The sequence below is a fragment of the Liquorilactobacillus hordei DSM 19519 genome (genome assembly GCF_019443985.1).
Classification (GTDB): domain Bacteria; phylum Bacillota; class Bacilli; order Lactobacillales; family Lactobacillaceae; genus Liquorilactobacillus; species Liquorilactobacillus hordei.
Genome location: NZ_CP049303.1, coordinates 2,022,339 through 2,035,096, shown reverse-complemented (window position 1 = coordinate 2,035,096; position 12,758 = coordinate 2,022,339). Strand labels below are relative to the sequence as shown.

General features: G+C 35.7%; 11 protein-coding genes and 1 tRNA gene. 8 read left to right on the top strand and 4 right to left on the bottom strand.

Features of this window, described 5'->3' with window-relative positions:
* Positions 1–23 precede the first annotated feature (23 nt).
* Both G6O70_RS11215 and G6O70_RS11210 read left to right on the top strand, forming a co-directional pair.
* Positions 24–989: a linear amide C-N hydrolase gene (locus tag G6O70_RS11215; RefSeq protein WP_258236138.1), complete on the top strand. Its 966-nt coding sequence runs from the start codon at positions 24–26 to the stop codon at positions 987–989.
* 156 nt (positions 990–1,145) lie between these two features.
* A complete protein-coding gene (locus tag G6O70_RS11210) occupies positions 1,146–2,540 on the top strand; it encodes an aspartate ammonia-lyase (protein ID WP_057869217.1) in 1,395 nt (464 codons plus the stop codon).
* Positions 2,541–2,623: 83 nt separating this feature from the next.
* Here the strand turns inward: G6O70_RS11210 and msrB are convergent, their stop codons facing one another.
* On the bottom strand, positions 2,624–3,058 hold the full coding sequence (msrB, locus tag G6O70_RS11205; protein ID WP_057869216.1) for a peptide-methionine (R)-S-oxide reductase MsrB: 435 nt from the start codon (positions 3,056–3,058) through the stop codon (positions 2,624–2,626).
* Positions 3,059–3,143: 85 nt separating this feature from the next.
* Positions 3,144–3,216, bottom strand: a tRNA-Ala gene (locus tag G6O70_RS11200).
* Between the two features lie 107 nt (positions 3,217–3,323).
* Here G6O70_RS11200 and G6O70_RS11195 point away from each other — a divergent pair.
* From G6O70_RS11195 to G6O70_RS11185, 3 genes are all read left to right on the top strand, one after another.
* Positions 3,324–5,399, top strand: coding sequence for a cation:proton antiporter (locus G6O70_RS11195; RefSeq protein WP_057869215.1), 2,076 nt, complete (start codon positions 3,324–3,326; stop codon positions 5,397–5,399).
* A 130-nt stretch (positions 5,400–5,529) separates the two neighbouring features.
* Entirely contained in the window at positions 5,530–6,882 is a 1,353-nt protein-coding gene (gene guaD / locus G6O70_RS11190; protein WP_057869214.1) for a guanine deaminase, read from the top strand.
* 21 nt (positions 6,883–6,903) lie between these two features.
* The gene (locus G6O70_RS11185) at positions 6,904–8,229 is read left to right on the top strand and encodes a uracil-xanthine permease family protein (protein WP_057869213.1); all 1,326 of its coding nucleotides are present in this window, start codon (positions 6,904–6,906) and stop codon (positions 8,227–8,229) included.
* Positions 8,230–8,327: 98 nt separating this feature from the next.
* Here G6O70_RS11185 and G6O70_RS11180 read toward each other — a convergent pair whose 3' ends face one another.
* On the bottom strand, positions 8,328–9,239 hold the full coding sequence (locus G6O70_RS11180; RefSeq protein ID WP_083481894.1) for an NAD(P)-dependent oxidoreductase: 912 nt from the start codon (positions 9,237–9,239) through the stop codon (positions 8,328–8,330).
* Between the two features lie 345 nt (positions 9,240–9,584).
* Here G6O70_RS11180 and queF point away from each other — a divergent pair, with 345 nt between their 5' ends.
* The 3 genes from queF to G6O70_RS11165 are packed head-to-tail and all read left to right on the top strand — an operon-like array spanning position 9,585 to position 11,362.
* A complete protein-coding gene (queF, locus tag G6O70_RS11175) occupies positions 9,585–10,112 on the top strand; it encodes a preQ(1) synthase (protein WP_057869210.1) in 528 nt (175 codons plus the stop codon).
* Positions 10,113–10,123: 11 nt separating this feature from the next.
* On the top strand, positions 10,124–10,831 hold the full coding sequence (queC, locus tag G6O70_RS11170) for a 7-cyano-7-deazaguanine synthase QueC (protein ID WP_057869209.1): 708 nt from the start codon (positions 10,124–10,126) through the stop codon (positions 10,829–10,831).
* 33 nt (positions 10,832–10,864) lie between these two features.
* Positions 10,865–11,362, top strand: coding sequence for a QueT transporter family protein (locus G6O70_RS11165; RefSeq protein ID WP_057869208.1), 498 nt, complete (start codon positions 10,865–10,867; stop codon positions 11,360–11,362).
* Between the two features lie 106 nt (positions 11,363–11,468).
* Here the strand turns inward: G6O70_RS11165 and G6O70_RS11160 are convergent, their stop codons facing one another.
* Positions 11,469–12,521 (bottom strand): tRNA dihydrouridine synthase, encoded by a 1,053-nt coding sequence (locus G6O70_RS11160; RefSeq protein ID WP_057869207.1) that lies wholly within the window; start codon positions 12,519–12,521, stop codon positions 11,469–11,471.
* Positions 12,522–12,758: the final 237 nt, after the last annotated feature.

Here is a 12,758-nt window from a genome sequence, read left to right as displayed (position 1 = left end):
GTCGCATGAAGTAAGGAGGCCAAATGATGTGTACAAGCGTCTTACAAATTGCAAAAGATGGGACACATGTTTTCTCTAGAACAATGGATTGGAACTCATTACAAGCCAGTCCTATTTTTGTACCCCGTGAGTATCGTTGGCAGACTGATTATGATGGTCATTCATTCCAAAATAAGTATGGGATACTTGGAACCGGTAGGAAGAAACAGTTTGAGTTTGATATCTCGGATGGTATTAATGAATGCGGTTTAAGTGTACAGAAGCTAACCTTTAGTCATGGGGCAAAGCTTAATCAGAAGTTAGATGATGGAAATGTGGGGTTGGCACCGTTTGAACTTCCTTTTTACTTGTTAGGGAAGTATAAGTCAGTTGAAGAAATTATTTCCGACATTGAGCATATTCAGTTAATGTCTGGCGAATATGCAGTTCGACCATACGATAATCCACATCTTCACTATGCAATAACGGATAGAAGTGGTCGACTGTTAATTCTTGAACCAGATCAAAATCCAATGAAAATGATAATTAATAATTATGGTGTGGTAACGAATGCATCTAATTTTGAGAAACAGGCAGCTAAGTTAGCTGATTATCTCAATATACGTAGTGATTTAGCTGCTCAATATCAAGTACCACAACGAATTAGTACGGAAAGCTTCGCTGGGAAAAAAGTTCCAACTAGTTCGTATACACCGACGGGCCGGTTTTTGCGTGCCGTTTATTATCGTGAAAGAACTGATATCCCGAAGGACGAAGAAGAGAATTTTGTAAGTAGTTGGCATATTTTGAATAGTGTGGTTGTACCTAAAAGTAAGAAATATCAGGCTAATTATACAGTTTATCGTACCGCCTTTTGTTTAGAAACGCGTAGATACTTTTTTGAATCATATAATAAATTATCACCAATTGAAATTATTCTTTCTGATGAGATGTTGCTGACAAGGGAGGCAAGAGTCTATAAAGTCGATGACAGACTTGACCTTGCATAATGGTATACTTTTATTTCTTAAATAGTAGAGTTGGGATTCAATGGTTATCAAAGGATATCACAGCGAGATTGGAAGATAAAATATTGAATGTTTCTGTAATTGGTATATTATAATTTACATGTTATAAAATATGACAATTACAAATGGAGGCATATCATGCGTATTGAAAGAGACTGTGTTGGTGAATTAGAAATAAAAGAAGATGCTTTGTTTGGAATTAATACTGCGCGGGCAGTACATAATTTTCCAATTTCAAATGAACTAGTAAACCCATTACTTATCACGAGTATGATTGAGGTAAAAAAAGCAGCAGCAATGACAAATCATATTTCTGGTGCACTGGAGGGAGCGAAGGCAAAGGCGATTGTTGTAGCATGTGATACACTACTCAACGAAGATTATAGGCAAGACGCTTTTGTGGTTCCTGCTTTCCAAGGTGGAGCTGGTACCTCAGTTAATATGAACGTTAATGAGGTAATTGCTAATTTAGCAAATAAGCAGAGCGGTTCACAAAAAGTACATCCTAATGATGATGTTAACTTAGCACAGTCTACCAACGATACTTTTCCAACTGCTGGTAAAGTTGCGCTCTTAAAGATGCTTCCGAAGGTACAAGCGAAAGTACTCGACTTGATTGATGTATTGGATAAAAAGGCAGAAGAATTCAGTGATGTTATCAAACTAGGAAGAACACAACTACAAGATGCAGTACCGACAACTTTTGGGAATTCTTTTAGAGCATATGCTTCATTGTTTAAGCGAGACTATCAGCGCTTAGAAAGTGCTAAGGAGAATCTAAGCTTTGTTAACCTTGGTGGGACAGCAATTGGGACGGGGTTGAATGCTGATGACATTTATCAAAGAAATGTTGTGGATAAGCTTAGTTCGATTACAAGGATACCCTTAAAATCAGCTGAAAATTTAATAGATGCTACACAAAACTGTGATGTTTTTGTCGAATTCTCGGGTGTCTTGAAGACGTTAGCAGTTAATTTATCCAAGTTCAGCAACGACTTAAGATTATTATCAAGTGGTCCACAAGCAGGAATTGCGGAGTTGAGATTACCAGCAAAACAGGCAGGTTCTTCAATCATGCCGGGTAAGATAAATCCAGTTATTCCTGAAGTTGTAAATCAGGTGGCGTTTCAAGTTGTTGGTAACGATCTGGCAATCACAATGGCAGCAGAAGGTGGACAGCTTGAATTAAATGCTTTTGAACCATTGATTTTTAGAAATTTATTGCAAAATGAGAGTTATTTGGAGAATGTAATCACAACTTTAGTAGAAAATTGTGTTGCAGGGATTGAAGTAAACCAAGAGATCTGCAGGGAAGAAGTTGAAAGATCAGTTGTTTTAGCAACTGCCTTGACACCGGTTTTGGGTTATCAAGTAACAACAAAAGTTGTAAAACAGGCATTGAAAGAAAAATGTACGATTAAAGAAATTATCTTGTCTGAAAATCTTATGGAAGAAAACGAATTCGATAATTTAATGACATCATCCAATTTACTTCATAAAGTTAAGAATAAAGATTACAGCTTTGCAAAATAATGGGAAATCTTTCAGTTAAAAAAAGCAGGAACTTAATACCACTGAAATTTGGTATTGAGTTCCTGCTTTGTTGTATATAGAAACTATTCTTTAAATAGTGTTTTAAATTCGCCATATCCGTTTTTTTCTAAATCAGTCACTGGAATAAAACGTAGAGCAGCTGAATTGATACAATACCGCAGTCCGCCTTGATCAGTTGGACCGTCAGTGAAGACGTGACCTAGGTGAGAGGCTGCTTCTTTACTTCGAACTTCGGTACGATGCATCCCAAACGACCAATCACTTTTTTCAGAAATATGTGTCCTGTCAATTGGTCGAGTAAATGATGGCCAACCACAGCCAGCATCGTACTTGTCTGCTGAACTAAACAAAGGTTCGCCGCTAACGACATCAACGTAGATACCATCTTGGTAGAAGTCATCGTATTTCCCTGTAAAGGGTTGTTCTGTTGCAGCATTTTGGGTAACTTCAAATTCTTCAGGTGTCAATCGTGCTTTAAGTTTTTCTTTGTCTTCCATCTTGCAAACCTCATTTCTAGAGAGTACTTACAATAATAATACCTACTTATAAAAACAAAGTAAAATGATTGGGTTGGATATTCAATGGATCATGTCGGACTTGAACCGATGACCTCCTACTTGCGAAGCAGGCGCTCTCCCAACTGAGCTAATGACCCGAAATCAACGTAATTAATTATATCATATGAAAGACTTTAAGATAAGGTAAATATGAGTGATGTGATACTATAATTTTGAATAGCAAAAATGAGATGGGGAAATAAGTATGGAAATATTATTTGAAATTTTAGGAATAATAATCGCAGTGATTGTCGCAAACTTTTTGGCTCAACGTTTTAGAATAATTCCACGAGCAATTTGGCAGATTATAATAGGTGTCTTAATGGCAATTATTCCGGGGTTAGCGAATATCGAAGTTAGTCTAGATCCTGAATGGTTTATGATTTTAATTATTGCACCTTTGCTTTTTTACGAGGGGCAGCAGACAAAAATTAGGGTTGTCTCAAGAAATTTAAAGCAAATTATTCAGCTGGCGGTAATTCTGGCAATTATTACAATCTTCTTTTTGACCATCACCCTTAAGGTTGTTTTTGGTTGGCCAATAGCATTAGCGTTGGCTTTTGCAGCTATTGCAACTCCTACAGATGCAACGGCTCTTGAATCTGTTAAGGAAGGATTAGTAATGCCTGAGCAGATAGAACGACCTTTGAATTTTGAAGCAATGTTTAACGATGCATCGGGATTAGTTGCACTCGAACTTGCTGGAATTTGGGCGATCACTGGTCATTTGTCACCAGGTGAGAGTGTTGCAAAGTTTCTTTTTGTTTCTGTAGGAGGGGCTTTGTTTGGTATTATTAGTACATTAATAATAGTAAGAATTCGGCAGAATCTGCTGAGAAAACAGTTGGATGATTTTACAGGGCATATCATGTTGCAGATTTTAACTCCAATTGTTATTTATATGTTAGCAGAGGAATGTCATGTTTCGGGTGTGATTGCAGTTGTAATCGCTGGAATCTTCCATCGTGAAGAACAAGATCGAACGATGTTTCAATCCTCACAGATGATTAATTTGGTTAATCAATTTTGGCGCATTTTAACTGATTTATTAAATGGAATTGTTTTTGTATTACTTGGAACTTCTATTATTCAAATCTTTACACGTGAAAGGAATACCGCAGAATGGTTAAAATTGCTTAGCGTTGCAATTATTATATATTTTGTGATGAGTGTTGTTAGATTCTGTTACGTTTACTTAAAAAATAAAAAAATTAGAGCTGCATTTATTTTTGCACTTAGTGGTGTTCATGGAACGGTAACTTTAGCATTAGCTTTGACTATTCCATTGACGATGAATTTGGCGCGTAATTCGATTGTTGTGCAAGAGGTTCTAGGCATTGCAGTATTTGTAATTGTGTTAAGTTTAGTAACACCATTAATAGTATTACGCTTTTTGTTAGAGAAGGAAGAAACGTCTTATTCTGAGAAGGAATTACACAAAGCGCATGCGGAGTTAGTTAATTCGGCAGCTAATTATATTGATCAGCTTGATGTCGAAAAAAACATGAAGCAAAAATTATTGTTAAGTATCCGTTCGCAACTAGGATATGAGCAATCGCGTAGGTTTGATCGACAAGAATGGCATGATGTGATGAAACAGTTAAATGAAAAGCGAGATGATGCTGTGAGACTGGCAATTAGCCAGGATGCTTTATCAATAGATGCAATTAATCTATGGGATAAAATGATGCTCAAAAGTACTGATATTAATAAAAAAACAATCAGGCGCAGTCGGATATATCGCGAGTTTATAATGCACAATTGGCGATACTTCTTAGGAAAACTCTTCAAGAAAAACAACATTGTTGCTGAAATTGAACATACTAAAAATAAGATTGCTAAGTACAAGCGGCAACTGAAAAAGACTGAAAATGAAAATAAAGAACGACAACTTGTTGAAAAAATAAAGATTCACAATAAAAGATTACTGATACTTGAAAAGTATGATGATGTTGATTATCGCAATAGATGGGTAGGAGCATACAATGAACTTGAAACATTTTTTGAACCAATTGATAAAGAGTTTATTGAAGAACTAGAGAGTAAAACGGACGATAAAACACTTATTGTTGCATTAAAACAAAGTATTTTGGCGGAACAAAATAGAATGGAGAAACGCTTAACTTCAAAAGTGGAAGAAAATAATGAATTGAGTAAGGTCTTACAATATGAATTAACACAAATAAACTTAATGCTTCAAAATGATAAAATCAACTCAACATTAGGCAAAAGATTATATTATGAAGTAGCAGCAGCACAGAATCTATTGTTAAATTCATGATGTGTGCAAAGAGATGCAAAATAAAGGATCGCTAAAAGCGAACTATATATTATTTATTCAATAAAATAGTTTGACTTTCTATTGCTGAATAATTATTATAAAAGTTATCCTACTTACGGAGGTAGTGTTTTTGCGAAATAAAAAAGTTTTCAAAGGTAACTTTTTCCATGCTCCTACATATGGTAAAGCCGAATATTTAGAAAAAACATTAATTGTTGTTAATGAGAAAGGGATTATTGAGAAAGTTCTGTTGCAAAGCAATCCTGCTTATCAATCAGTATTGCTAGAGTCTAAAGCCGATAATTCCTTAGTAGATTTTGGAGAGAAGTTTATCTTACCAGGTTTTGTAGACTTACACATTCATGCACCGCAATGGCCACAAGCTGGAGTTGCATTGGATGAGCCTTTAAATGTTTGGCTAGATGAATGTACTTTCCCTCTTGAGGCAAAATATAAGGATGTTACATTTGCTAAAAAGGTATACACAGATTTGATACGTCAGTTACTTAATCGTGGAACAACTACTGCTGTTTATTTTGCAACGCAACATCTTGAATCGAGTATAGAGCTAGCAAAAATCTCTGCGTTGATGGGACAAAGAGCTCTTGTTGGTAAAGTCGCGATGGATAACCCGGAGCAGACACATGATTATTATCGTGATGAAAGCAGCGAACAAGCGATTGCAGATACAGAAGCGTTCATCATAAGAGTCAGAGAACTTGCAAAGAATGTTATTCAAGGTGTCTATCCAGTTGTGACACCAAGGTTTGTACCAAGTTGTACAGATGAGACTCTTAGGGGTCTTGGAATCCTTGCACAGAAATATGATACTTATGTGCAAACGCATTGTAGTGAAGGCCAATGGGAACACGGCTATGTTCTTGACAGATATGGTAAGCGGGATGCCGATGTTCTTGCCGATTTTGGCTTAGTGACTAATAAATCTATCATGGATCATTGTAATTTTGTCAATGATCATGATGGGGAGCTTTTTGCAAAATATGGTACAGCGATTGCTCATTGTCCGATTTCAAATGCGTATTTTGCGGATGGAGTTCTACCAGTTAATCGTTTGAAGAAACAAGGTGTGAAAGTTGGGCTTGGAACTGATATTTCAGGAGGATTTTCTCCAAGTCTGTACGATAATATCAAGCAAGCTGTTATTTCTAGCAGAATGTTGACAGATGGTGTTGATGTAACTATTGAACAAGGAAAAAGAGGTGTTCCAAACTCTAGAGTTTCAGTGTTAGAAGCGTTCTATCTTGCAACTCGCGGAGGGGGCGAAGCATTGAATTTACCAGTTGGGCTCTTTGAAGAGGGACAAATCTTTGATGTACAGGTTCTCAATCCCAATCAAAGTGGTAACAGCTTGCCTGGTTTTGATTTATATACAGAACCATTAAGTCGGTTAGCTAAGTTACTGTATTTAAGTACTCCCGCAAATATCACGGAAGTATGGGTTCAAGGAAATAAAGTAAAATAATTCTAAGGAGATTTAGAAAAAATGGCAAAAGCAAGTGAAATCAGATCTTCCAATCTTTCAATTGGGGTAGATGAAAAAATTTCATGGCAACAATCACTAATTCTAGGTTTACAACATGTTTTAGCAATGGATGTTTATGTTCCACCTGTTATTATTGCTTCAGCTGTAGCAATGTCAGCAACAAATTCAGCTGCACTTATTCAATCTACATTCCTAGGTGCAGGAATTGCATCATTAATTCAAGTACTCTTCTTTCTAAAATTACCAGTATGTCAGGGACCATCATTTGTTCCAATTGGTGCTTTGGTAGGAATTATTGTTAGTGATGGTGGAAAACTGGATACAGCAATGGGAGCAACTTTAGTTGGTGCACTTGCAATTACACTTTTAGGACTTACAGGAATATACAAGTACATTGTAAAGCACTTTATCCCCTCAATTGTTAGTGGAACAATTATCATGATTGTTGGATTGACCTTGTTACCAACAGCTTTTACAAGCAATATTTATATTTCAACAAAAACGTTATCAATGGATCAAAATTTATTATTAGCTTTTATTACAGCAGCTATTATGATTTTATTTTCTATGCTCGGAGTATATTTTTCAAAAATTGGTAGAGTTTTTAGAATTAGTTCAGTAATTATTGCTTTAGCTTGTGGCTCTTTTGTAGCATCTTTGATGGGAGGATTGGATCTTTCATCTGTTGCGAGCGCACCATTCTTCAGTTTGCCACATATTGCATTTATTAACTACGGTATATCATTTAATTGGTCAGCAATCTTAACGATGTTAGTAATTTATATGGTATTGTTGGCTGAAACAACAGGAACATGGTTTGCTGTTAGCGCAGTTATTGAAGAACCATTGAAAGATGAACAGGTTAATCGTGGTGTAATTGGTGAAGGTATTGGATGTTTTATTGCTTCATTAGTAGGTGCAACTCCATTGACCGGTTACTCCACTAATGCTGGTATCATCTCAATTACAGGGGTTGCAAGTCGTAGAGTTTTTGTTGGGGCATCAATCTTCTTTATTGCCTTATCGTTCTTAGGCAAGCTATCGGCCTTGATTAATGCCATTCCCTCAGCAGTTATCGGAGGAGTATTCGCAGTTGTCTGCATGGTAATTATGTTAAGTGGTTTCAGAGTAATCAAGAATGAAGAATTCTCAGAACGTGAATTATATATCATCGGAGTACCATTGATTTTTGCAATTGGTCTATTGTTCATGCCTTCTTCATTATCAAAGAATGCACCACAATTATTGAAATATTTGTTGGATTCACCAATTGCAATTAGTGCAATTGTTGCAATTATCATGAACAAATTAATTCCTGCAAAATAGGATAACGTTCTAGTAAATAAAATATGTAACACGACTATTCATAAAAGAGGCTAAATCAAATTAACATTTGGTTTAGCCTCTTTTTTACGAATAGCATATTAGAAATAGCTTTGTATAGCCGTTTCGCCTTTCTCAAGAAGGAGAATTTCTTGGGCACATCTGAGTGAGGATTGTTGTAAAATCTCACGTGAACTTGCCCCAATATGAGGAGTGAAGATTACATTTTTTAGTGCTTGAATTTCTTGAATTGTGTGAATTTGTCCAGAATCTAAAACATCTAATGCAGCACCTGCAATTTTGTGTGCAGTTAAAGCCGAGTACAAGGAATCACTGTCAATTAGGGCTCCGCGAGCGGTATTAATTAAAAAAGCACTTTGTTTCATCTGAATAAAGAAGTCATCATTAATCATTTGCGTAGTTTCAGGTGTTGCGGGTACATGTAAGCTAACGATATCAGAAGACTTAGCAATTTCATCTAATTCAACCTGAGTTCCATATGCAAGCTTTTTAGGACGATGATTGTAGACTAAGAGATTGATTCCAAAAGGTTTGAGAATGAGACTTAGTTTTTGTGCAATTTTACCATAACCAATCAAACCAATTGTTTTGCCAGCCAATAACTCACCATCATAGAAATTATCTTTACGATTGACAGGGATTTTTTTTAATAAATCGAGCATGAGGGTCAGGGTTAATTCAGCAACTGATATGGCATTGAGACCTGGAGTATAAGTCAGTCTTATTTTGTTTTCCTTGATATAATCAAGCGGTAAATTGTCAACGCCCACACCATGTCGGGCAATTATTTTCAAATTTGGAAATGATTGCAATTCAGAAACAGTAATCTTTGTGGCACGAATTATTAATGCGGTCACTTTTGTTGGATCAATTAATTTGAGGCTTTCTTTAATTGTTTGCGACTTAGATAAACGAAACACAGCAAATCCCTTTTCCTTAAGTAAAGTAATTCCATCATCGGCGATTGGGTCAACGACATAAACTAATTGCATGGCAAACATCCTTCCTTCTTAATTCATTCAAGGTAGTTATTAAAGGATTCATTAATTTAATGAAATCGCTACTTCAATATAATAACACCTGCTGTTAGTAGTATAATAATAAATTTTGATGTTTTTAAGAGCATGCCAAGAGAAATTAGTGAAAAATAAAAAAGTGTGGTTAATCGGTTTAATTTTTGAGGACAATACAATTCAGAATGAATGGCAGCTTCCGATTTTTATACAAATGTGCTATTTTTTGTTGTATATTATAATAGTCGGAATTTTTATTCACACAATAGCGGAGTATGGTACATCCTTAAAACCTCCGAAAAAAAACAAAAGGAGATAATATAAATGAATAAAACAACAAGTCCTTCAAGAAAACCTAGTGAGTTGGAGGGCGTAACACAACTAGGAAATCAGCACACATCATATCCTCAAGATTACACACCTCAAGTCCTTGAGACTTTTATAAACAAACATCCGGAAAATGATTATCTTGTTACATTCGATGGTTACGAATTTACGAGCCTTTGCCCCAAAACCGGGCAGCCAGATTTTGCTAACGTCTTTATCTCATATATTCCTACCGAGAAAATGGTTGAGAGTAAGAGTCTTAAATTATATTTATTTAGTTTTAGAAACCATGGTGATTTCCATGAAGACTGTATGAACATCATTTTGAATGACTTATACAAGTTAATGAACCCAAAATATATTGAAGTTTTTGGATTATTTACGCCCCGTGGCGGAATTTCAATATATCCTTTTGTAAATCGTGTAAATCCCAGTTTCTCAAATAATGAAATCGAGCAATTAGCTTTTCAGAGAAAATTACAATTTTTAGGCAATATTCAAAATTATGGGCGTTCAATCAGATAGGGGCTATTTCTATGGGACAAGTTGTATTACTGTCAGGTGGAATGGACTCTGCTGTTTGTCTTGCACTGGCAATTAGAAAGTATGGTAAAGAAAATATTATTGCATTAGCATTTAGTTATGGACAGAAACATTCTAGGGAGATTCAAAATGCACAAAACGTAGCTAATTATTTTGATGTAAAAATAGTAGTTGCAAATATTGACGCTCAAATCTTCCAAGGTTCAAGTTCAACATTACTTCAAGGTAATGGACCAATTGAACACAGGAGTTATGGTGAAATTATTAAAGAAAGTGGTGAGGGAACAGTTGATACATATGTTCCGTTTAGGAATGGATTGATGCTCTCACAAGCTGCTGCACTGGCATACAGCCAAGAATTAGCAGAAGTTTCATATGGAGCTCATTCGGATGATGCCGCTGGAAGTGCATATCCAGATTGTTCACCACTTTTCTTCGAATCAATGGCAAAAGCAATTTCTGCAGGAACAGGTGGGAACGTTACTTTAGTTGCACCTCTGATTAGAAATAATAAGGCTGGTGTAGTTAAAATGGGGATAAAACTAAGCGTTCCTTTCGAATTAACCCGCTCATGTTATGAGACTGACAGTGTATCTTGTGGTCAATGTGGGACATGTCGTGATCGCATTGAAGCATTTAAAAAAAATGGATTGAAAGATCCAATTGAATATGCAATTAAGATTGAATGGAATAAGGATTAGTTGCATATATAAAAATAATGGATGGTTAATTAAATGAGTGGAAATAAATTGAAAATTATAATTATGAATGCTATTTTGGCAGCAATTTATGTAGTTATTACTGTAATGTTTGCAAAGTTTTCTTTTGGGGTAATTCAAGTGAGAATTGCTACAGCATTGTATCAATTAGTTGCATTTAATAAGAAGTATTATTGGGGAATGGTGATGGGAGTCTTTATCGCTAACTTACTCATGAGTCCATTTGGATTAGTTGATATACCGGTTGGTTTAGGTGTTACAGGTTTAGGATTAGCAGTTGCAATTTTCTTAAATAGTAGAGTTAAAAATATTAATGTGAGACTACTAGTTGTCGGATTATGTGTGTCTTTTGGAATGGTTTTTGTAGCAATCGAATTGTTTTATATTAGCAAGGCTCCATTTTTAATCACCTATGTTTATTTATTCTGTGGTCAATTAATTGCGCAAGCGATTGGAGCAATAATCTTTAAAATTGTTAACAGGGCAGTAAATTTACATGAAATCATAAATTAAAAAAATAATAGATTAGTAATCTTTGAATAATTTAAAGTTAGACAAATAAGCGGCTGGAGCAAAAGTATTTTTAATCCAGCCGCTTATTTGTCTATTTAGATTGATATTAATTGTTCAATGTTTGGAAACGTGGATCTAATATATCTGTTCCTTGGCGAGCCTCAAGGTCATCTAAAAGAGCACGAACTTCATCAGTACTCTTAGCGCTCATTAATTGTTCGCGAAGTTGATGGGCATTTCGCAATCCGCGCACATAAATCTTGAAAAAACGGCGTAAGGCAACAAATTTACGCGACTCGAAACGAGCGTAGAAATCGTCAAAGAGATCAAGCTGAGTGCGTAATAGATTGAATGTTTCTGCAAGTGTATGCTGTTGAGGTGTAATCTCAAAGCAAAATGGATTTGCGAAGACACCCCGACCAATCATAATTCCATCAACGCCGGGATGCTTCTTTGCAAGTTCTAATCCCTCGACTGCGTTACTGATATCACCATTAATTTGAATTAATGTTTGAGGTGCTAGTTCATCGCGCATCCTAATGATTTCATCAATAAGTTCATAGTGTGCAGGGACTTTGCTCATTTCTTGACGTGTTCTGAAGTGAACAGTTAGGACACGGACATCTTGTTTTAATAAAAATGGAATCCATTCTTCCAATTCATTAGTATCGCTAAATCCTAACCTGGTTTTTACACTGATTGGGAGTCCGCTGGTCTTCGCAGCAGCAATAATTTCTCTTGCTTTATCGAAGTGACGAATCAAGTCACTGCCACCACCATTTTTGATAACGGTCCCATCAGGACAACCCATATTCAAATCAATTGCTCGATAACCAAGCTTGGTAACTTCTTGGACGGCTTTAGCGAAATCTTCTCCTTTATCTCCCCATAATTGGGCCACTGGAATCTGTTTTTCTGATGGATCAATATATAAGCGACCTTGGACAGAGAACTTTGCTTGCGGATGAGTTACTGATCGAGCATGAGTAAATTCTGTATAAAAAACATCTGGAGGGCAAGCCTGAGTTACGACTCTGCGAAAAACTGTATCTGTCACAGCTTCCATAGGTGCAAGGCTTATGAATGGACGTTTGTTTCCCTCTTTATCAGTCGCATTTGCTACAATATCTTTCCAAAAATCGGTGTTTTCTGTTGGCACTAAAGATACACTCCTCTATTTCTGATTTGTCTAAAATTTAAGTTAATAATCATATAATAATCGCTCACTAATTATGGGGATTATTAGACAATTTTGCAAGCTTTTTGACCAAAGTATTCAATAATGTCCGAAGTGAATTACGCTATATCAAAAATAAATGTGAGTAGGTTATTAATTACATTTTTTAAAAGACTATACTTTTGTAAAAATAAATATTGATTTTTAATAAAATAGCAA

Coding starts and splice junctions, on each gene's coding strand:
- msrB (WP_057869216.1), bottom strand. CDS start 3,058: ATGGAAGACAAAGAAAAACTTAAAGCACGATTGACACCTGAAGAATTT.
- G6O70_RS11195 (WP_057869215.1), top strand. CDS start 3,324: ATGGAAATATTATTTGAAATTTTAGGAATAATAATCGCAGTGATTGTC.
- G6O70_RS11210 (WP_057869217.1), top strand. CDS start 1,146: ATGCGTATTGAAAGAGACTGTGTTGGTGAATTAGAAATAAAAGAAGAT.
- G6O70_RS11165 (WP_057869208.1), top strand. CDS start 10,865: ATGAGTGGAAATAAATTGAAAATTATAATTATGAATGCTATTTTGGCA.
- G6O70_RS11215 (WP_258236138.1), top strand. CDS start 24: ATGATGTGTACAAGCGTCTTACAAATTGCAAAAGATGGGACACATGTT.
- G6O70_RS11180 (WP_083481894.1), bottom strand. CDS start 9,239: ATGCAATTAGTTTATGTCGTTGACCCAATCGCCGATGATGGAATTACT.
- queC (WP_057869209.1), top strand. CDS start 10,124: ATGGGACAAGTTGTATTACTGTCAGGTGGAATGGACTCTGCTGTTTGT.
- G6O70_RS11185 (WP_057869213.1), top strand. CDS start 6,904: ATGGCAAAAGCAAGTGAAATCAGATCTTCCAATCTTTCAATTGGGGTA.
- queF (WP_057869210.1), top strand. CDS start 9,585: ATGAATAAAACAACAAGTCCTTCAAGAAAACCTAGTGAGTTGGAGGGC.